Source organism: Streptomyces sp. NPDC017676 (assembly GCF_044329325.1).
Taxonomy (GTDB): domain Bacteria; phylum Actinomycetota; class Actinomycetes; order Streptomycetales; family Streptomycetaceae; genus Streptomyces.
Genome location: NZ_JBIRJA010000004.1, coordinates 420,407 through 440,426, shown reverse-complemented (window position 1 = coordinate 440,426; position 20,020 = coordinate 420,407). Strand labels below are relative to the sequence as shown.

Here is a 20,020-nt window from a genome sequence, read left to right as displayed (position 1 = left end):
TCGACCCGATGGCCGGACTGCCCCTGATCAGGGGGGATGATTCAGCCAGCGGAGACTCCTCACCCACTGCCGAGGACGGTGCCGACACGCGCGGCGCGCCGCACCGGCCCACGGCCGACACGCCCGGCGGTCACCCGTACCCCGCCCCGTACTCGGCCGCTTCGGCGCCGTTCGGCACCGAGAACTTCGGCCGGTGCGCGCGGATTCGGCCATCCGGGCGCGGCGGGGGCGCACACCCCAAGCCCGTACGCCACCCGTGCTTCGCGCCCACCGCCGTGCACCACCCGGTACGGCGGCCGGCCGCCCGGGGACGGCGTTCTCGTCCGCGGCCGGCCCCTCCCCTCAGCGCCGGCGCATGGAGACGGCCGGGCGGGGTATTCGGAGCCATCCGGCACGCGCGGGCGCGAAGGGAGCCCCGTGAGCGTTCGCCGTGCGCGGAGCGCCGCCGCGAGGGAGTCTTGTGGCCGGGATGCGACGCGCGGCCGTACGAGGAGGTGGTCGGCGTGTCCGACGGGCCGGAGCCGGGACGGGCACCGGCGGCCGGCGCGGCGCCGGCCGGACAGCCGGTGCTGTCGCTGGCGCTGGCCACCCTGCTGGAGGAGGTGCAGGCGCACTCCGGCGCCATCTATCTGCTCAGGACCGACGAGCCGGTCCTGGAAATGGCGGTCATGGCGGGCATGCCCCGCGCCTTCGCGGCACCGTGGGAGCGGGTCGGGCTGAGCGCTCCGATCCCGGTCGCGGACGCGGCGCGCGAGAGACGGCTCGTGTGGGTGGGCGGCGAGGCGGAGATGGCCCGCCGCTATCCCAGGATCTCGGTGGTGCTGCCGTACCCGTTCGCGCTGGCCGCCGCGCCCGTGGCGACGGAGCACACGGTGCACGGCGCGGTGTTCGTCACCTGGCCCGGTACGCATCCGCCGGAGCTGTCGGACCGGGAGCGGGAGCATCTGACGGCGGCCTGCGCACGGCTGGCGCTGCGGCTGGAGCGGGCCGCGCGGGAGGACCGCCCGCTCGGGCACGAGCCGGACGTGCTCGCGTCGCCGGTGTCGTTCGTGGCGGAAACGCTGGGCTCGGTCGAGGCGGCGCGGATGGTGTCCCGGCTGCCGTACGGACTGATGTCACTGGATCTGTACGGCCGTATCGGCTTCGTGAACGCGGCCGCCGCCGAACTGCTCGGCCGGCCCGCCGGGGAGCTGCTGGGCACGGTGCCCTGGGTGTCGGTGCCCTGGCTGAACGACCCGATGTACGAGGACCGTTACCGGGCGGCGCTGATGAGCCAGCAGGTGACCTCGTTCGTGGCGCTGCGCCCGCCGGGCGAGTGGCTGTCGTTCCGGATGTATCCGAGTACGACAGGACTGAGCGTGCGCGTCACCCGGGCCAGGGCGGTGGCGGAGATGGCGGGCGGGACCCCCCGGGCGGGTCCGGGCCCGTCCCGGCTCGTGACGATCTCCCAGCTGCTGAGCCTGGCGGGCGCGCTCACCGAGGCGGTCGGGGTGCGGGACGTGGTGCAGCTCGTGTGGGAGGAGGTGGCCCCGGCCGTCGGCAGCCAGGCGCTGGCGCTGCTGCGGGCGCAGGGCGGCCGGCTGCACGTGCTGGGGCACCGGGGCTATCCGGACGCGCACATCGTGGAACGGTTCAACGGGCTGCCGCTGTCCGAGCGCACGCCGGGCACGCACGTCCTGAACAGCGGGGTGCCCGCCTTCTTCGACTCCCAGGAACAGCTCGAACGGCTGTATCCGACCCGGCACCACACCCCGGACGGCTTCGCGGCCTGGGCGTACCTGCCGCTGATCGCGTCCGGGCGGCCGGTCGGCACCTGTGTGCTGGCCTACACGGAGCCGCGCGTCTTCCCCGCCGACGAGCGGGCGGTGCTGGCCTCGCTCGGCGGGCTGATCGCGCAGGCTTTGGAGCGGGCCCTGCTCTACGACGCCAAGCACCGCCTCGCCCACGGCCTGCAACAGGCGCTGCTGCCGCACTCGCTGGCGCCCCCACCCGGCATCGAGGCGGCGGCCCGCTATCTGCCCGCCACCCAGGGCATGGAGATCGGCGGCGACTTCTACGACCTGGTGCCGACCCGGCCGCTGGCGGCGGCGGTGATCGGGGACGTCCAGGGACACAACGTGACCGCGGCCGGTCTGATGGGCCAGATCCGCACCGGGGTCCGCGCGTACACCACGGTGGGGCAGGCGCCGCACGAGGTGATGAGCAGCACCAACCGGCTGCTGATCGATCTCGGTGCCGAACTGTTCGCCAGCTGTCTGTACCTGCGGCTGGATCCCGCGCGCGGGCGGGCCGTCATGGCGCGGGCGGGTCATCCGCCGCCGCTGCTGCGCCGGCCGGACGGGCGGGTGCGGGTGCTGGACCTGGCCGGGGGCCCGCTCCTCGGGATCGACGCCTCGGCCCGGTATCCGACGACCGAGGTCTCCCTGGTCCCCGGCTCGGTGCTCGTCCTGTACACCGACGGTCTGGTGGAGTCCCCGGGCATCGACATCGAGGACGCGCTGGTCGACCTCGGCGGGCTGCTCGCGGAGATCGGCGACCAGCCCCTGGAGAGCCTGGCGGACGAGGTGGTCCGGCACAGTGCGGGGGCCCGGGGGCGGGTGGACGACGTGGCGGTGCTGCTGCTGCGGGCACGCGACGACGGATGACGCACGGCCGGGCCCGGCCCTCCCGCCGGAGGACCGGACCCCTCCCCGCCGACCGACACCGGGGGGAGCCCGGCGGGGAGCCCTGGGGGCACACCGGCCGGCTCAGTGCGGGCCGGCCGGCTCAGTGCGGACCGACCCGATGCCCATCGACCGGCTCAGTGGGGGCGGCCGGCTCCGTCCGGGCCGGCCGACTCAGCTGGGGCCGACCGCCTCGGGCGCACCGGCCGACTCAGTGCCTGCCGGTCCGGTCAGTGGGAGCCGGTGACGGACGACGACCCGCCGTCCGCCGCGCCGGCACCGGACGGATCGGCGCTGCCCCCGATCTGGTCACCGCCGGCACCGGGCTGGTCACCGGCACCCGCCTGGTCGCCCGCGCCGGCCTGGTCACCGGCACCCGCCTGGTCACCCGCGCCGGCCTGGTCACCAGCACCCGCCTGGTCACCCGCGCCCGCCTGATCGCCCGCGCCCGCCTGGTCACCAGCACCGGCCTGATCGCCCGCGCCCGCGCCCGCCTGGTCACCAGCGCCCGCCTGATCGCCCGCACCCGCCTGGTCACCCGCACCGGCTTCGTCGCCGGCACCCGCGCCGGACTGGTCGCCCGCTCCGTTGCCGGCGCCGGCGTCGCCGAGCGTCGCGCCGGTGGCCTGGAGGGCGGTGGTGACCGGCTGGAAGAAGGTCTCGCCGCCGCTGGTGCAGTCGCCGCTGCCGCCGGAGGTGAGGCCGAGGGCGCTGCCGTCCTGGGTGAACAGCGAGCCACCGCTGTCGCCGGGCTCGGCGCAGACGTCGGTCTGGATGAGGCCGGTGACGGTGTCGACGCCGTTCGGGTCGGTCTCGCTCTGGAAGTTGACGGTGGCGTCGAGGCCGGTGACCTGGCCGTCGTGCAGCCCGGTGGTGGAGCCCATCCGGAACACGGTCTCGCCGACGGTGGCGTCGGCGGCCTGGTTGATCTGGACGGTCTGGCCGTTGCCGGCGTCGACCTCGCTGGGCGCCTGGGTGTTCGGGTCGTCGTACTTGACGAGGGAGAAGTCGCCCTCGCCGGGGAAGGTGGCCTGGTCGACGGTGGCGATGGGCCGGCCCGTCTCGGAGTCGGACCACTCCTTGGCGGCGACCCCGCAGTGACCGGCCGTCAGGAAGGCGGGGCTGCCGTCGGAGGCGGTGACGTTGAAGCCGAGCGAGCAGCGGACGCTGCCGCCCTGTACCTGGGAGAAGATGGCGTCGCCGCCGGAGACGAAGGTCTTGAAGGTGCCGGAGGACTTCTTCAGGGTCGCCATGCCGGACCCGAGGCCGCGCACGGTCGACTGCAGCCTGTTCCAGTTGGCGCCGGTGACGGTGGAGTCGGCGGTGACCAGGACCTTGTCGGTGCGCGGGTCGACGGCCCAGGAGGTACCGGGGATGGTCGCCTTGGCCTTCAGCGTCGCGGCGGCGGCCCTGAGTTCGGCGGTGCTGTTCTCGACCTGGCGGACCACCGCGCCGGCCTTCTTCGCCTGCACGATGACGTTGTTGTCGCCGCTGACCACGTTGACGACGAGCTGCTGCTTGCCGCTGTCGTAGTAGGACCCGGCGAAGGCGTCGCCGAGGATCTTCTGGAGCCGGCCGGCGAGGTCGGAGGCGTCCGTGGCCTTCAGGGTCTTCACGTCCGCCGTGCCGCCCGCGGTCGCGTTGTCCTGGTCCTGGGAGGCGTTGGCGTTGGGCAGCAGGAGGGCCGCCGCCCCGAGCGCCGCGACACCGCCCACCGCTATCGCGGCCTTGCGCTTGGGCATTCGCTTGTGACTCAAACTTCTCGACCTCCACGGGGTCTGCCGCTCACGGGCAGTGCGTATCGGGTTCGTACCGGGGCGCCTGGATGGCCGTACGTACGCACCGGCCGCGTGGTGTGTTCAATTCCGGTTCCGCACGGCCGTACCGGCGCGGGCAATCGGCCATGCTCCGCGTGTCGTGGCCGGCGGCCGGGAACAATCCCCCATATGACGATGACCACCGCCGAAGCCGACAAGATCCTCTCCGCCAACTTCGCGCCCTGGGTGCTCGATCTGGGCTTGACCGTCGAAGCGGTGGGCGAGGACCGGGCCGTGCTGCGTCTGCCCTGGTCCGACCGGCTGGCCCGGGAGGGCGGCGGGCTGTCGGGTCAGGCGCTGATGGCGGCGGCCGACACGGCGACGGTGATCGCGGTCTCGGCCGCCCGGGGCGGGTTCGTGCCGATGACGACGGTGCAGCAGTCGACCTCGTTCCAGCGGGCGGTGACCGGCGCGGATGTCCTGATCGAAGCGGTGCTCACCAAGCTGGGCCGCCGGATGGCGTTCGCGGACGTCACGTTGAGCGACGCCGCCTCGGGTGCGCTCGCGGCCCGGGCGAGCACGGTCTACGCGATCCTGGGCTGACACGACGAGGGCTGACGCGACGAGGGTTGACGCTATGTCGGCCGACCCGAGTCGCCTGACGCGATGCTGTCCGACCCGGAGCCTCCTGACGCCAAGCCGGCTGACGCGAAGTCGGCTGACGCCCAGTCGGCTGTCTTGAGTCGGCCGACGTGACGCCGACCGACACGTTTCCGCACCGACACGCTCAGCTATCGATCAGTAACGCTCAGCCGCGAACATGAAGCGGAATCCCCCCTTCAGGGAATCTGCACATCGAATACCCAGGCACGTCACGGCCGCCCGGAGATCTGCACATCCGCACGCCCCCTGACACGCCTTTGGCGCGGAGTGCCGGATTCGCGATCCGAGGGGCAAGACACCGGGCGCGGTGATGCCGTGCGGCATGTGAAGGAGTCGCCGACATGCCGTGCGCAGACCTGCACGGTTGGACCCCCCTCAAGCGCCAAGTTCGCAGGTGAGAGCCCTGGTTGATTGGAAGCGCGCCCCGCGTGCGTGCTTTGATCCATCGCACCGCGGGGGTCCGGCGGGCCTCCGGAGACGGGTGCCCGGCACCCGCGGCCGCGGCCGTCCGTCTGTCCCCAGAGGGGGCCGCTCCCCCCTTGTGAGATATCCATATGAAGGGAAGTTCCACCATGAACTCCACCCCCCAGGTTGAGACCGTCGAGATCTCGGACGCCGAGCTGGACAACGTCTCCGGCGGTCTGTCCGTGAACACCCTCAACAGCACCCTGGGCACCGTGAACGCGGTGGCCCCGGGCGTGACCGGCCTGGTCAACACGGTCGTCGGCACCGTCGAGGGCGTCTCCGGCCTGAACGTCGCCCCGGTCAACGGCCTGGTCGCCGGTCTCTGATCGCACCTCGGTGTGACCGACGTCCCGGAGCCGTCCCTCGGCTCCGGGACTCATCGGTGCCCTGAAACACCCGCGTCTCTCCCACAGGTGAGGGAAGTTCCGTGCAGTTCCGCCAACAGGCCCTCGCCAAGCTCCAGTCACCGGAGGAGCTGGACCTCCCCGTGCGTCTCGCGCGCCCGCAGGGCTGGCTGGCGCTCGGCGTCACCGTCGTCGTCATGGCCGCCGCCTCCGTCTGGGCGGTGACCGGCTCGGTCGCCTCCACCGTGAGCGCGCCCGCCATCCTCACCCATGGGCAGGGCAGTTATCTGCTGCAGAGCCCGGTGGCCGGACAGGTGACGGCCGTCCTCGCCCGGCAGGGCGAGCGGCTGCCCGCGGACGCGCCCGTCCTCAAGGTCCGTACGGACAAGGGCGAGACCGTGGTCCGGACGGTCGCCGCCGGACGCGTCACCACGCTCGCCGCCACCATCGGCCAGATCGTCCAGACCGGCACCGACGTCGCCGCGGTCGAGAAGGTCGCCCACGCCTCCGACCCGCTGTACGCGACCGTGTACGTGCCGGCCGAGAACGCCGCCGCCATCCCGGCGCACGCCTCGGTCGACCTGACCGTGTCCTCCGTACCGACGCAGCGGTACGGCGTGCTGCGCGGCGAGGTGAAGTCGGTGGACCGCACCGCGCAGTCCGCGCAGTCCGTCTCCGCGTTCCTCGGCGACAGCCAGCTCGGCGAGCAGTTCACCCGCAAGGGCCGCCCGGTGGCCGTCCTGGTGGAACTCGCCACGTCCTCGTCGACCAAGAGCGGCTACCGCTGGTCCACCTCGGACGGGCCGCCGTTCCGGCTCGACTCCATGACGCTCGCCACCGGCTCCGTCCGGCTCGCCGACCAGCATCCCGTCGATTGGCTGCTCCCGTGACCACCGCCCAGGAAACCCGCGGCCGCAGACGCGCCGCCCCCGCCAAGCGGCCGGTCCCCAAGTCCCGTACCGGCACGGTCCGTACGCCCACCGTGCTGCAGATGGAGGCCGTCGAGTGCGGCGCCGCCTCCCTCGCCATGGTCCTCGGCCACTACGGCCGGTACGTCCCGCTGGAGGAGCTGCGCATCGCCTGCGGTGTCTCCCGCGACGGCTCCCGCGCCTCCAACCTGCTGAAGGCGGCCCGTGGTTACGGCCTGACGGCCAAGGGCATGCAGATGGACCTGGCCGCGCTCGCCGAGGTGCGGGCCCCGGCCATCCTCTTCTGGGAGTTCAACCACTACGTCGTCTACGACGGCATGGGCCGCCGCTTCGGCCGGCGCGGGGTGTACGTCAACGACCCCGCCAAGGGCCGCCGGTTCGTGCCCATGGAGGAGTTCGACGGCAGCTTCACCGGTGTGGTGCTGGTGCTGGAGCCCGGCGAGGGCTTCACCAGGGGCGGGCGCAAGCCCGGTGTGCTCGGCGCGATGCCGGCCCGGCTGCGCGGCACCGCGGGCACGCTGCCCGCCGCCGTCCTGGCCAGCCTGCTGCTGGTGGCGGTCGGCGCGGCCGTCCCCGCGCTCAGCCGCACCTACATCGACATGTTCCTCATCGGCGGGCAGACCTCGCTGCTGGGCGTGCTGTTCGCCTCGATGGCCGCCTGTGTGCTGCTGACGCTGGTGCTGACCTGGCTCCAGCAGGCCAACCTGCTGCACGGCCGGATCATCTCCTCCACCCTCTCCAGCGCCCGCTTCCTGCGCCATCTGCTGCGGCTGCCGGTGACGTTCTTCGCCCAGCGCTCCCCCGCCGACCTGGTGCAGCGCCTGCAGTCCAACGACCAGGTCGCCGAGACCCTGGCCCGCGACCTCGCGGCGGCCGGCGTCGACGCGATCGTGGTCGTCCTGTACGCGGTCCTGCTCTACACCTACGACCCGCAACTGACGTTCGTCGGTGTCGCCGTGGCCCTGCTGAACGTGGTGGCCATGCGGCTCGTCGTGAAGCTGCGCGCGACACGCACGGCGAAGCTGCGCGCCGACACCGCACGGCTCACCAACACGTCGTACACCGGCCTCCAGCTGATCGAGACGCTGAAGGCGACCGGCGGTGAGGACGGCTACTTCCGCAAGTGGGCCGGGCAGCACGCCACCACGCTGGAGGAGCAGCAGCGGCTCGGTGTGCCGAGCGCCTGGCTCGGTGTGGTCGCGCCGACGCTCGCCACCTTCAACAGCGCGCTCATCCTGTGGATCGGCGGAATGCGCGCGGTGGAGGGGCACATCTCGGTCGGTCTGCTCGTCGCCTTCCAGGCGCTGGTGACCCGCTTCACCGCGCCGCTGACCCGGCTCAACGGCGTGGCGGGCCGCATCCAGGACTTCGCCGCCGACGTGGCCCGGCTGAAGGACGTGGAGAACTTCCAGACCGACCCGCTCTACGCCCGCCCCGGCGGGGGCGACTCGACCCGGCGGCTGCACGGGCACGTCGAGCTGGAGAACGTCACCTTCGGCTACAGCCCGCTGGACCAGCCGCTGCTGACCGGTTTCGACCTGACCGTCGGCCCCGGGCAGCAGGTGGCGCTGGTGGGCGGCTCGGGCAGCGGCAAGTCCACGGTCTCCCGGCTGATCTCGGGGCTGTACACCCCGTGGGACGGGGTGATCCGCATCGACGGCCGGCGGCTGGAGGACATCCCGCGCGGCGCGCTCGCCGCCTCCGTCTCCTTCGTCGACCAGGACGTCTTCCTCTTCGAGGGCTCGGTCCGCGACAACGTGGCGCTGTGGGACCCGTCGATCCCGGACGAGGCCGTGGTCGAGGCGCTGAAGGACGCGGCGCTGCACGACGTGGTGATGCGCCGGCCCGGCGGTATCCACAGCAGGGTCGAGCAGGACGGCCGCAACTTCTCCGGTGGGCAGCGTCAGCGCCTGGAGATCGCGCGGGCGCTGGTGCGCCGGCCGAGCATCCTCGTGCTGGACGAGGTGACCAGCGCGCTGGACGCGGAGACCGAGCTGGTCGTGATGGACAACCTGCGGCGGCGCGGCTGTGCCTGCGTGGTGATCGCGCACCGGTTGAGCACGGTCCGCGACAGCGACGAGATCGTCGTCCTCCAGCACGGCACGGTCGTGGAGCGCGGGCGGCACGAGGAGCTGGTGGCGCGCGGCGGCGCGTACGCGGCGCTGGTCAGGGAGCGGTGAGATGACCTCCGTACACGAAGGGGACCTCGTCCTGGGCGCGTTCGGCGCGCTCGGCGCCCGGTTCGACTGCGCGGGTCTGAGCCGCCTGGACCTTCAGGGCCCGCAGGTGCTGTGGCTGGTCGCGGCCGGCGCCCTGGACCTGTACGCGGTGGACGCGGCCCAGCAGGGCCACTGGCACCACCTCGGCCGACTGGAGGCGGGCACACTGCTGCTCGGCCCGGTCGCCGGCCCCCAGCACACCCTGGTGGCCCGCCCGGTCCGGGACTGCGTGGTGCACCGCGTCGACCTGCGCGAGCTGTACCAGCCGGCGCAGACCCAGACCTGGTCGTACGACGAGTACGGCAACCCGCAGTACGTGCCGCCGACGTCGAGCCCGCTGGAGTACGCGCTCGCCCTGGGCGTCGGCCGGGGCCTGTCCGTCCTCTTCCAGGCCCCGCTGGCCGAGGAGCGCGCGACCGCCCCCGCGGACGACGACGTGTTCTGGATGCAGGTGCCGCCGGGCAGCGTGCAGTACGGCTCGCTGTACGGCGCGGAGGCCGCCGCCGATCTGCTGGTGGACCCGGCGCTGTGGCAGAGCATGGTGGACCAGCAGTACCGGCTGCTGACCGCGCTGGACCGCTGGATCGAGCAGCTGGAGCGCACGCACGAGACGCGGACGGCCGCCGGGATCAAGGCCGGTGAGGCGGTCCGCGCCCAGGCCGACCGGACCCTGTTGGCCTCCATCGGCAAGCGCTCCTCGCACCGTACGACGGCCGCGGACGCCGACGCGACGTACGCGGCCTGCAAGGTGGTCGCCGAGGCGGCGGGCATCCGGCTCGCCGAACCCGCGCGGAGCGGCACGGAGAGCGACCGGCTGGACCCGGTGGAGCGGGTGGCGCTGGCCTCGCGGGTGCGGACGCGGGCCGTCCGGCTGGACGGGCGCTGGTGGCGGGAGAACGTGGGCCCGCTGGTCGGCCACCGGGCGCTGTCCGGGGCGCCGGTCGCGCTGCTGTGGCGACGCGGCGGCTATGTCGCCGTCCACCCGGGGACGGGGCGCGAGACACCCGTCGAGAGGGCGAACGCGGAGGAGTTCGAGCCGCGCGCGGTGATGTTCTACCGGCCGCTGCCCGACAAACGGCTCGGGCCGCTCGGGCTGCTGCGGTTCAGTCTCCGCGGCACCCGCGCCGACCTTCTGAACCTGCTCCTCGCGGGGCTGGTGACGGTGGTGATCGGCGCGCTGGTGCCGATCGCCACCGGCAAGGTGCTCGGTGAGTACGTGCCGAGGGCGCAGGAGGGCCTGATCGTCCAGGTGTGCCTGGCGGTCATGGTGAGCGGGGTGGTCGCGGCGGCGTTCACACTGCTGGAGAACCTCTCCATCCTGCGTCTGGAGGGCCGGATCGAGGCGGCGCTGCAACCCGCCGTCTGGGACCGGCTGCTGCGGCTGCCCACGCGTTTCTTCACCCAGCGCTCCACGGGCGAGCTGGCCAGTGCCGCGATGGGCATCAGCACGATCCGCCGGCTGCTGGCGGGCGTCGGCCCGGTCGTCGCCCAGTCGGTGACCGTCGGCGCGATGAACCTCGCCCTGCTGTTCTGGTACAGCCCGGCGATGGCGACGGCCGCGATCGGGATGCTCGTCGTCATCGCGGCGGTGTTCGGCGGGCTGGGGCTGTGGCAGGTGCGCTGGCAGCGGCGCCTGGTGGTGCTCGGCAACAAGCTGAACAACCAGGCGTTCCAGACGCTGCGCGGACTGCCGAAGCTGAGGGTGGCGGCGGCGGAGAACTACGCCTACGCGGCCTGGGCGCGGCAGTTCGCGCACAGCAGGGAGCTCCAGCAGAAGGCGGGCCGGATCAAGAACCTCACCACGGTCCTCGGCGCGGTCTACCTGCCGGTGTGCACCCTGCTGATGTCCATGCTGCTGGCGGGCCCGGCGAAGGGGGCGATGTCGGCGGCGGACTTCCTCGCCTTCAACACCTCGGTGACCATGGTGCTGACCTCGGTCACCCAGCTGACCGGCGCGTTCGTGTCGGCGGTGGCGGCGCTGCCGCTGTTCGAGGAGATCAAACCGGTGCTGGAGGCCACGCCCGAGGTGCGCACGGCGAGCACCCGCCCCGGCCCGCTGTCCGGGGCGGTGGAGGCCCGCCGGCTGTCCTTCCGGTACGCCGACGACGGCCCGCTCGTGCTGGACGACGTGTCCTTCGCCGTACGGCCGGGCGAGTTCGTGGCGGTCGTCGGCCCGAGCGGCTGCGGCAAGTCCACGCTGCTGCGGCTGCTCATCGGCTTCGACCGGCCGGTCTCCGGCAGCGTCCTCTACGACGGCCAGGACCTGGCGGCGCTCGACCAGTCCGCGGTGCGCCGCCAGTGCGGGGTCGTCCTCCAGCACGCCCAGCCGTTCACCGGCTCGATCATGGACGTCATCTGCGGCACCGAGCCGTACACACCCGAGGAGGCGATGGCAGCGGCCGAGCTGGCGGGGCTCGCGGAGGACATCCAGCGGATGCCGATGGGGCTGCACACGATCGTCGCGGGCAGCGGAGCGATCTCCGGCGGCCAGCGGCAGCGCCTGATGATCGCCCAGGCCCTCATCCGACGCCCGCGCATCCTCTTCTTCGACGAGGCGACCAGCGCCCTGGACAACGACACCCAGCGCACCGTCATCGACAGCACCCGCAAGCTGAACGCCACCCGGATCGTCATCGCCCACCGGCTGTCGACCGTCATGGACGCCGACCGGGTGATCGTGATGGAGGAGGGCAAGGTCGTCCAGCAGGGCACCCCGGCCGAACTCCTCGCGGACACCGGGGGCCGGCTGCACGAGCTGGTGCGCCGGCAGCTGGCCTAGGGCCTGTCCTCGTCACCCGGCTGAGCCGGCTCGTCGTGGTGGGAGGGGACCCAGTGGTGCTGGGTGAACCAGCGGCCGAACAGGGCGCCGCCGTAGATGACGAAGCCGACGCCGATGAGCCAGGACTCGACGACGAGCACGGTGCCGACGGCTCCGTAGCTCAGGGCGTTGGTGACGATGAGCGGGGTGAAGACGAGGTAGGAGAAGGCGCGCAGCCCGGCCAGGCCGATGACCGTGGCCACCGCGCCGGGCAGCAGCGAGCGCCAGTGGATCTGCCCGCCGAGCAGGAAACGCTGCCCCCACCAGAAGAACAGCACACCGCTCAGCGCGGAGAACACGATCCGCTGCGTCCCGTGCAGCGTCGACTTCGTCGCGACCTCCTGGTAGAGGTACGCCGTCAGCACCACCAGCCAGGTCGCCTGCCGCCACACCCGGTGCCAGGGGCCGGAGGCCAGGCCCCAGATCCGCTCGTAGGCGTTCTGCACGCTGCCGCCGAAGGACACGCCGAACACGGCGAGCAGGACACCACTCCACACGCTGGTGGTGCCGATGACCTTGCGCGGGGGGCTGATCACATCGGTGATGACGTGGGCGGACCGCCCGGACAGGCCCATGCCGTCGGTGAGCCAGGAGGCGAAGCCGCCCCGTACCAGCGGGTCGGCCGCGGCGACCACGATCAGCAGCGGGGCCAGCGTGACCAGGGCCAGGGTGGCGAAGCCCATGGCCCGGTGCATCAGCTCCAGCTCCCGGCCGTGCTCGAACAAGGCCTGGACCCGTAGCCACCGCCACGCGCGGTGCAGGCCGCGCCGCAACCGCCTCACGGCTCCTCCCGCCGCTCGCCGCCCACCACACGCTCTCCTGTGCCGATTCATCCAGCGTGGCACGCGCCGCGCGACTCGCAGCCGGAGGGCGCGCACCCGCCCGGCGCGCTGCTGCGCACGGGTGACCGTCCGGCCGGCGACACGGGCGGCGGGCGCGGTTTGCGCGGCGCTGCGGCGGAGAATCGGACTCCGTGCCTACCACCGAGGACACGCCGGACGGCCGGCGGCGCGTGCTGATCCTGAGCGCGAGCATGGGAGCCGGTCACGACACCGTGGCCGCCGAGCTGGCGCGGCGGGCCGCGGACCGGGGCCAAGAGGCCCGGGTGGCCGATGTGCTGACGTTGCTGCCGTACGGCCTGGGCACCGGGCTGCGCCGCGGCTACCAGGCGTCGGTACGGCATCTGCCCTGGCTGTACGGCGGTGTGTACGGCGCGTTCCTGCGCGGCGGCCCGGGCCGGCGGCCCAGCGGGGTCCCGCTCGCCCGCCTGGCCGGGGACCGGCTGACGGAACTCGTGGACCGGACGGGCGCCGATGTGGTGGTGTCCGTCTTCCACCTGGCCGCGCAGCTCACCGGGCACCTGCGGGAGCGCGGCGGGCTGCGGGTGCCGAGCGCCGTGTTCCTGCTGGACTTCGCGGTGCACCGGCAGTGGCTGCACCCGGGCAACGACCGGTATCTGTGCCTCACGGACGCGGCGGCGGCGGACGTACGCCGGTTCCTCGCCGTGCCGGTGGTCACGACCGGCCCGGTGGTCGCGCCCGCCTTCCGCGCACCGGCCCCCGGGGCGGCCCGCTGGCGGGAGCGGTTCGCCCGGCGGGCCCCCGGCCGGCCTCCCGTGCTGCTGTCCGCCGGTGCCTGGGGGGCGGCCTCCCGCCCGGCCGCCACCGCCCGGCTGCTGGCGGCGGCCGGCTGTCTGCCGGTGGTGCTGTGCGGCCGCAACGAGCGGTTGCGCGCGGGCGTCTCCCGGGAGCCGGCGGCGCTGGCCCTGGGCTGGGTCGAGGACATGCCGGGCCTGTTGGCCGCCTGCTACGCGCTGGTGGACAACGCGGCCGGCCAGACCGCCGTCCAGGCCCTCGCGGCGGGCCTGCCCGTGATCGCGTACCGCCCGCTGCCCGGCCACGGCAGGGACGGCGTGCGCCGCATGACCGAGCTGGGCGTGTCCGAACTGGCCCCGGACGCCCCCGCCCTGCTGGCGGCACTGGGGCGGCTCGGGGAGAACACCCCGGAACGCACGGACCGGGTGGCCCGTGGGCGCACCCTGTTCCGCGGGGACGTTCTGGACCGCGTGACGGACCTGACGACGGGTACGTGAGAAGCCCCCGTCACTCCCCCGCCGACTCGGCCGGCACCACCGCCCCGCCGTGAACCGGAACCGGAACCGCCCCGTGGTCGCGCAGGGGTCCCACCGTCCACCCCGCCTCCCGGCAGTCCCGGACGATCGTCGGGAGCGCGGCCAGGGTGGCGTGCCAGCAGCCGGGGGCCGAGTGGCGGTCGGAGTCGTGGAGCAGGACGGTGCCACCGCCGCGCAGGTCCGCGGCGACCCGGGCCCGTACGGACGCGGGGGTCGCGTCGGCGGTCCAGTCCCTGCCCCATGCCGACCACAGCACCGTCCGCAGTCCGGCGCGCCGGGCGGCCAGCCAGCGGCTCGTGGTGAGGATGCCGTAGGGCGGGCGGTACCACCGCGGGCGGTGGCCGGTGAGGTCGTGCACCGCGTGGACGGTCCGGGCGACCTCCTCGGCGTCGCGGGCGAACGCCGGCCACCAGGGCCGGTCGTGGGTCCAGCCGTGCACCCCGAGCTCGTGCCCGCGCCGCGCCGTCTCCCGGACCAGCGCGGGATGGCGCACCGCCTGCTCGCCGAGGACGAAGAACGTGGCCCGCACCCCGAGTTCGTCGAGCGTGTCGAGGAAGCGCGGGGTCGACACCGGGTCCGGTCCGTCGTCGAAGGTGAGCGCGATGTGCCGGCGGGGCCCGGTGCCGGCGAGCCCGGGGAAGAACGGCAGCCGTACGCCGGGCAGCCAGGTGGCCGCCGGGCCGACGTGGGCCGCGGTGACCGCGGCGGGCAGCAGGACGGCGGCCGTCCGCACGGCGCGGCCGGACACGAGGGACATGGGTGACCTACCTCCTCGGGGTGCGCGGGAGAGCGTCGGTGGAGCCGGAGGTCCCCTCCGGGTCCGTGGCGTCCCACTCCCCGCCGACGGACGGGGAGTGGACCAGGCCGATGCTGCCGGCGCCGATGAGGGCGACGCCGATCGCCTCCGGCAGCAGGCTCAGGCCCAGGTGGATCGATTCGCCGAAGAGCACCCAGCCGAGCACGACGCTGGTGAGTGCGTCGCCGAGAGTGAGGGCGGGCTGGGAGGCCGTCAGCGAGCCGGCGCCGAGCGCGCCCTGGAGCAGCAGGAACGCGACGAGTCCGGCGGCCCCCGTGGCGTACAGCGACCAGTGCCCGAACATCTCCGCGGGCCCCTGCGCGAGCCGTCCCACGGCCTCCTTCAGCAGCGCCGCGGTCGCGGCGAAGGACACGGCGGAGGCGAGGCCGAGCAGCGCGGCCCGCGACGCGCCGCGGGTCGGGCGCGCGACCACCACCAGCAGGACGACGACGCCGAGCGCCCCGCCGCCGCCCAGCAGCCAGTCCCCCGGCCGCGCGGTGGGCCGGCCGGCGGACGGCGCCGCCGCCAGGAGGAACAGGGCCAGTCCGCCGGCGAGGGCGACGAACGCCAGCCAGGTGCGGGCTTCCGGGCGGCGCCGGAAGACGACACTGCCCACGGCCAGCGTGAACAGCAGTTCGGCGGTGAGCAGGGGCTGGACCAGGGACAGGCTGCCCACGGCCAGCGCCCCGGCCTGCAACAGGCTGGACAGTCCGAGCAGCCCGGCGCCCGCCAGCCAGTAGGGTCTGCGCAGCAGATGGGCGAACCGGCGCACCACGGACCCCGCCCCGCCGCCCTGGTCCGGCTCCTCCTGCACGGCGGCGCGGCGCTGGAGGACGGACGCGGACGCGTTGGACAGGGCCGCGAGAAGGGCGAGCAGCACCGTCAGCGCCATCATGGTCGCTCACCCGAAGCGGGCGGCCAGCCGCCGGTAGAGTCCGGGCGCGACGCCGCGCACCCGGGCGGGCAGCCGCAGCCACCCGGGGACGTACACCTCGTCGCGGCCGTGCAGGACGGCGGCCCGGACCGCGTCGGCCACGCGTTCGGCGGACACGGGCCTCGGCCAGGCGCGGGTGTAGGGGGTGCCCCGCCGGTCGAAGAAGGGGGTGGCCACCACGCCGGGGATGACATGGCTGACGCCCACTCCGGTGCCGCGCAGCTCGTACCGCAGGCAGTCGGCGAAGGTGGCCAGCGCGGCCTTCGCCGCGGAGTAGACGGCCTCACCGCGCACGCCCACGCTGCCGGCGAGGGATCCGATGAGTACGACGCGTCCGGATCCGGCGGCGACCATGTGCGGCAGCACGGTCCGCACCAGGTGCACGGTGGCCAGCAGGTCTACCTCCACGATCTCGTCGATCCGCGCGGCCGGCATGCCGGTGAAGTCCCCGGCCCAGCCGACGCCGGCGCCCGCGACGAGCAGGTCCAGCCGTCCGAGGTGGTCCAGCGCTTGTCCGGCGAGCCGGCGCTCGGCGCCGGGCCGGGTCAGGTCCGCGGGCAGCGCGAGCGCACCGGCCTGTGCGGCCACCTGCTCCAGTCGGGTGACGTCGCGTCCGTTCAGGGCCAGCCGCCAGCCGCCCTCGGCGGCCAGCCGGCGGGCCACGGCCGCGCCGATGCCCGAGGAGGCGCCCGTCACCAGGGCGGTGCCGCCCCGGCCGGGGTACGGGGCGGTGTCCGCCGTTCCGGCCGGGGCCGGGAGCGGCCGGGTGTCGTTCGACGGTCCTGCGGGGGACGGGGCATGGGACATGTGACGACCTCACTGCGACGGCGTTGCACGGGCTCGCGAACTCCGGGGCCGAACCTTCGCGGTGTATCCAGGGCGCCACACACTGAAACACCGCGCACGGCGAAGAGGGCCGCAATAGAGAAACGTTGCCGTTTCGCTCGCGGTGATCTAGGCTCTAGGTGTACGAAACAGTTTCGTTTATGAGCTGTTCACCTTCTCGTACCCGTCTGCCGTCCCGTACCCGAACGACTTCCCCGGAGTGGTTCCGCATGCCCGAGAAGACCCTGGCCGAGAGCTCCCGCGCGGGAGCCGCGGCGCCGGCGCTCTCCGAGCCCTCGCCCAAGCGGTGGTGGATCCTGGCGGTCATCGCGATCGCCCAGCTGATGGTGGTCCTCGACGCCACGATCGTGAACATCGCCCTGCCGTCCGCCCAGACCGACCTCGGCTTCTCCGACGGCAACCGCCAGTGGATCGTCACCGCCTACGCGCTGGCCTTCGCCTCCCTGCTGCTGCTCGGCGGCCGGATCGCCGACATGTTCGGCCGCAAGACCGCCTTCCTCGTCGGCGTCGTCGGCTTCGCCGCGGTCTCCGCGCTCGGCGGCGCGGCGAACGGCTTCACCATGCTGGTCGTCGCCCGCGCCCTCCAGGGTGTCTTCGGCGCGCTGCTCGCACCCGCCGCGCTCTCACTGCTCAACACCACGTTCACCGACGCCCGGGAGCGGGCCCGCGCGTTCAGCGTGTACGGCGCGATCGCCGGCGCCGGCGGTGCGTTCGGTCTGCTGCTCGGCGGTGTGCTGACCGACGCGCTGGACTGGCGCTGGACGCTCTACGTGAACGTGGCCATCGCGATCGTCGCCTTCGCGGGCGGCTGGCTGCTGCTGAGCAACCACCGCGACGCGGCCAACGCCAAGCTCGACGTCCCGGGCACGATCCTGGTGGCCACCGGTCTGTTCTCCCTGGTCTACGGCTTCTCCAACGCCGAGACCCACGACTGGGACTCGCCGCTGACCTGGGGCTTCCTGATCGCGGGCGGGGTGCTGCTGGCGGCCTTCGCCTGGTGGCAGACCCGGACCGCGCACCCGTTGCTGCCCCTGCGCATCCTGCTCGACCGCGACCGCGCGGGCTCGTTCCTCGCGGTGCTGATCGCCGCCGGCGGCATGTTCGGCGTGTTCCTCTTCCTGACCTACTACCTCCAGCTCAACCTCGGCTTCAGCCCCACGAAGACCGGTGTGGCGTTCCTGCCGATGGTCGGCGCGCTGATGGTGACCGCGCAGGTGGGCACCACCGTCCTGCTGCCGCGGATCGGCCCCAAGGTGGTCATCCCGCTGGGCTTCGCGGTCGCCACCGCCGGCATGGCCTGGCTGACCGGCATCGGCCTCGGCTCCCACTACCTCGGTGCGGTGCTCCCGCAGCTGATCGTGATCGGTGTGGGCCTCGGCCTCGTCATGCCGACGGCCATGCAGCTCGCCACCGGCGGGGTCGCGGCCGAGGACGCGGGCGTGGCCTCCGCGACCGTCAACGCCATGCAGCAGGTGGGCGGCTCGATCGGCACGGCCCTGCTGAACACCCTCGCGGCGAGCGCGGCCACCGACTACCTGGCCGGCCGGGACGCCGGCAGCAAGCTGGTGCGGGCGCAGGCCACCATCGAGAGCTACACCACCGCCTTCTGGTGGTCGGCGGTCCTCTTCGGCGCCGGCACGGTCATCGCCTTCCTCTGCTACCGGCGCGGGGTGCCGCGGCAGGACGCGGGCGCCGCACCCGTCGTCCACATGTGACAGCCGTCGCCATCGAGGCCCGAGGGGCCGCCGTCAGCAGGGAGACGGCGGCCCCTCGCCCTGTCCGGGGCACGCTTGGGACGCCTCCCCCGGGTAACCCGCAGGGCAGATCACCTCGCCGACGGAAGGAGACGGCATGCCTGGCGGGAACGGCCACGACGACCACGAGCACCGGCCGGAGACGGCCCTGGAGGAGGTGCTCCGGGAGGTCGAGGAGGCCGAGAAGCGCGACGAGGACCGGTCCGCCTCGGGTGAGGCCGGGGACACCGTCACCCCGAGCCCCAGCGCGCAGGAGCAGGCGAAGGGCGACTGAGGTCGGCCGGACGGCGCGCCCACGGGGCACTCCGCCGACGCCCCGACCGGTGCGGTGCGACCGGTCCCGGCCGATGGGCAGGCCGACGGCGGGCAGGACCGCCGCGGCCACGCCCCGCTCCGCGAGCCGCCCGGCGACGACCCCGGCCGGCGCCTCGGTTACGCAGGTGTCCGGTGACCGCTTCGGGGTGCGGCTGAGCACTGGTGCTTGCCCGCGGGTGCGCATCAGCACTGGTGCTCATCTGCGGGTGCGGCTCAGCACTGGTGCTCATCTGCGGGTGCGGCTCATCACTGCTGCTTTCCCGCCGGGCGGGTACCCGCACCCCATGAACCACGACGTGCGAGGACCCCTGCTGCCCCCGCCCCGGGGCCCGCTCTCCGCCGCGGTCACCGCGTACCTGCGCGGCACGGGCCCGCTTCCCGACCCCGCGGACGCCGGGGCCGCCGATCCGTACGGCGACGACCTCCAGCTCGCCCTGTACCTCTGCTACGAACTGCACTACCGCGGCTTCGCCGGTGTCCCGCCCCGGACCGAGTGGGACCCGGAGCTGTTGCGCGTCCGGGCCGAGCTGGAACACCGCTTCGGCGCCGCGCTGCGCGCCGACACCCCGGTCCACGACAGCCTGGACGACGCGCTCGGCGCCCTCCTGGTCGAGCCGGCCGAGGGCACCGGGGTCACCCACTTCCTGTGTGCCGAGGGCGAGCTGTGGCAGCTGCGGGAGTACGCGGCGCTGCGCTCGTTGTACCACCTGAAGGAGGCCGACCCGCACGCCTGGGTGCTGCCCCGGCTGTGGGGCCGGGCGAAGGCGGCGATGGCCGCGGTGGAGTACGACGAGTTCGGCGGCGGCCGGGCCGAGCGGGTGCACGCGCGCCTGTTCGCCGACCTGATGACGGACCTGGGCCTGGACACCGCGTACGGCCGTCACCTGGACGCGGCCCCGGCCGAGATGCTGGCCGTCGTCAACCTGATGTCCCTGTTCGGCCTGCACCGCGATCTGCGCGGCGCGCTGGTCGGCCACTTCGCCGAGGTCGAGATCACCTCCTCGCCCGGCTCCCGCCGGCTGGCCGAGGCGATGCGCCGCACCGGCGCCGGCCCGGCCGCGGAGTTCTTCTACGACGAGCACGTGGAGGCGGACGCGGTGCACGAGCAGGTCGTCCGGCACGAGGTGATCGGCGGACTGCTCGCCGAGGAACCGGAGCTGGCGCCGGACATCGCCTTCGGGATCGACGCGACCGAGTACCTGGAGGAACGGCTGGCGCGGCGGCTGCTGGCGGACTGGCGCGCGGGACGGTCGTCCCTGCGGACGCCCCTGGACTCCCCCGTGCGCACGGCCCCGGACTCCCCCGTGGGGGCACACCGGGAACAGGAGGTTTCCCATACATCCTGATCCCCGGGGTACCCGTGCGATGTGATCGCTTTGCTGCTAC

Annotated in this window: 15 protein-coding genes; 10 read left to right on the top strand and 5 right to left on the bottom strand. The window is 73.8% G+C overall.

Annotated elements, in window-relative coordinates:
• The first annotated feature begins 503 nt into the window (after nucleotides 1-503).
• Nucleotides 504-2,645: a SpoIIE family protein phosphatase gene (locus ACH4LD_RS12075; RefSeq protein WP_398054084.1), complete on the top strand. Its 2,142-nt coding sequence runs from the start codon at nucleotides 504-506 to the stop codon at nucleotides 2,643-2,645.
• 248 nt (nucleotides 2,646-2,893) lie between these two features.
• Here ACH4LD_RS12075 and ACH4LD_RS12070 read toward each other — a convergent pair whose 3' ends face one another.
• Nucleotides 2,894-4,405, bottom strand: a complete 1,512-nt coding sequence (locus tag ACH4LD_RS12070) for a S1 family peptidase (protein ID WP_398054136.1) — start codon at nucleotides 4,403-4,405, stop codon at nucleotides 2,894-2,896.
• A 204-nt stretch (nucleotides 4,406-4,609) separates the two neighbouring features.
• Here ACH4LD_RS12070 and ACH4LD_RS12065 point away from each other — a divergent pair, with 204 nt between their 5' ends.
• The 5 genes from ACH4LD_RS12065 to ACH4LD_RS12045 all read left to right on the top strand — a co-directional run bounded on the left by ACH4LD_RS12065 (nucleotide 4,610) and on the right by ACH4LD_RS12045 (nucleotide 11,819).
• Nucleotides 4,610-5,023, top strand: coding sequence for a PaaI family thioesterase (locus tag ACH4LD_RS12065; RefSeq protein WP_103816444.1), 414 nt, complete (start codon nucleotides 4,610-4,612; stop codon nucleotides 5,021-5,023).
• Nucleotides 5,024-5,655: 632 nt separating this feature from the next.
• Nucleotides 5,656-5,874: a hypothetical protein gene (locus ACH4LD_RS12060; RefSeq protein ID WP_014676668.1), complete on the top strand. Its 219-nt coding sequence runs from the start codon at nucleotides 5,656-5,658 to the stop codon at nucleotides 5,872-5,874.
• Between the two features lie 101 nt (nucleotides 5,875-5,975).
• A complete protein-coding gene (locus ACH4LD_RS12055; protein ID WP_398054082.1) occupies nucleotides 5,976-6,782 on the top strand; it encodes an HlyD family efflux transporter periplasmic adaptor subunit in 807 nt (268 codons plus the stop codon).
• Entirely contained in the window at nucleotides 6,779-9,001 is a 2,223-nt protein-coding gene (locus ACH4LD_RS12050) for an NHLP family bacteriocin export ABC transporter peptidase/permease/ATPase subunit (RefSeq protein ID WP_398054081.1), read from the top strand. Before ACH4LD_RS12055 ends, ACH4LD_RS12050 begins: the two co-directional genes overlap by 4 nt.
• A 1-nt stretch (nucleotide 9,002) precedes the next feature.
• A complete protein-coding gene (locus tag ACH4LD_RS12045; RefSeq protein ID WP_398054080.1) occupies nucleotides 9,003-11,819 on the top strand; it encodes an NHLP bacteriocin export ABC transporter permease/ATPase subunit in 2,817 nt (938 codons plus the stop codon).
• Here the strand turns inward: ACH4LD_RS12045 and ACH4LD_RS12040 are convergent.
• Nucleotides 11,816-12,640 carry a ribonuclease BN gene (locus ACH4LD_RS12040; RefSeq protein ID WP_398054079.1) on the bottom strand — a complete coding sequence of 275 codons (825 nt, stop codon included), beginning with the start codon at nucleotides 12,638-12,640 and terminating at the stop codon, nucleotides 11,816-11,818. The two genes, ACH4LD_RS12045 and ACH4LD_RS12040, sit on opposite strands and share 4 nt — an antisense overlap.
• A gap of 191 nt (nucleotides 12,641-12,831) precedes the next feature.
• On the opposite strand from ACH4LD_RS12040, the gene ACH4LD_RS12035 reads away from it, so the two are divergent.
• Complete coding sequence (locus ACH4LD_RS12035; protein ID WP_398054078.1) at nucleotides 12,832-13,950, top strand: galactosyldiacylglycerol synthase; 1,119 nt, start codon at nucleotides 12,832-12,834, stop codon at nucleotides 13,948-13,950.
• Nucleotides 13,951-13,960: 10 nt separating this feature from the next.
• Here ACH4LD_RS12035 and ACH4LD_RS12030 read toward each other — a convergent pair whose 3' ends face one another.
• The 3 genes from ACH4LD_RS12030 to ACH4LD_RS12020 are packed head-to-tail and all read right to left on the bottom strand — an operon-like array spanning nucleotide 13,961 to nucleotide 16,526.
• Nucleotides 13,961-14,746 (bottom strand): polysaccharide deacetylase family protein, encoded by a 786-nt coding sequence (locus ACH4LD_RS12030; RefSeq protein ID WP_398054076.1) that lies wholly within the window; start codon nucleotides 14,744-14,746, stop codon nucleotides 13,961-13,963.
• 7 nt (nucleotides 14,747-14,753) lie between these two features.
• Nucleotides 14,754-15,680: a DMT family transporter gene (locus ACH4LD_RS12025; protein ID WP_132785686.1), complete on the bottom strand. Its 927-nt coding sequence runs from the start codon at nucleotides 15,678-15,680 to the stop codon at nucleotides 14,754-14,756.
• A 6-nt stretch (nucleotides 15,681-15,686) separates the two neighbouring features.
• Nucleotides 15,687-16,526 (bottom strand): SDR family NAD(P)-dependent oxidoreductase, encoded by an 840-nt coding sequence (locus ACH4LD_RS12020; protein ID WP_398054075.1) that lies wholly within the window; start codon nucleotides 16,524-16,526, stop codon nucleotides 15,687-15,689.
• A gap of 248 nt (nucleotides 16,527-16,774) precedes the next feature.
• On the opposite strand from ACH4LD_RS12020, the gene ACH4LD_RS12015 reads away from it, so the two are divergent.
• The 3 genes from ACH4LD_RS12015 to ACH4LD_RS12005 all read left to right on the top strand — a co-directional run bounded on the left by ACH4LD_RS12015 (nucleotide 16,775) and on the right by ACH4LD_RS12005 (nucleotide 19,980).
• On the top strand, nucleotides 16,775-18,280 hold the full coding sequence (locus ACH4LD_RS12015) for an MFS transporter (RefSeq protein WP_398054074.1): 1,506 nt from the start codon (nucleotides 16,775-16,777) through the stop codon (nucleotides 18,278-18,280).
• A gap of 136 nt (nucleotides 18,281-18,416) precedes the next feature.
• Complete coding sequence (locus ACH4LD_RS12010; RefSeq protein WP_398054073.1) at nucleotides 18,417-18,593, top strand: hypothetical protein; 177 nt, start codon at nucleotides 18,417-18,419, stop codon at nucleotides 18,591-18,593.
• A gap of 325 nt (nucleotides 18,594-18,918) precedes the next feature.
• Complete coding sequence (locus ACH4LD_RS12005) at nucleotides 18,919-19,980, top strand: iron-containing redox enzyme family protein (RefSeq protein ID WP_398054072.1); 1,062 nt, start codon at nucleotides 18,919-18,921, stop codon at nucleotides 19,978-19,980.
• Nucleotides 19,981-20,020: the final 40 nt, after the last annotated feature.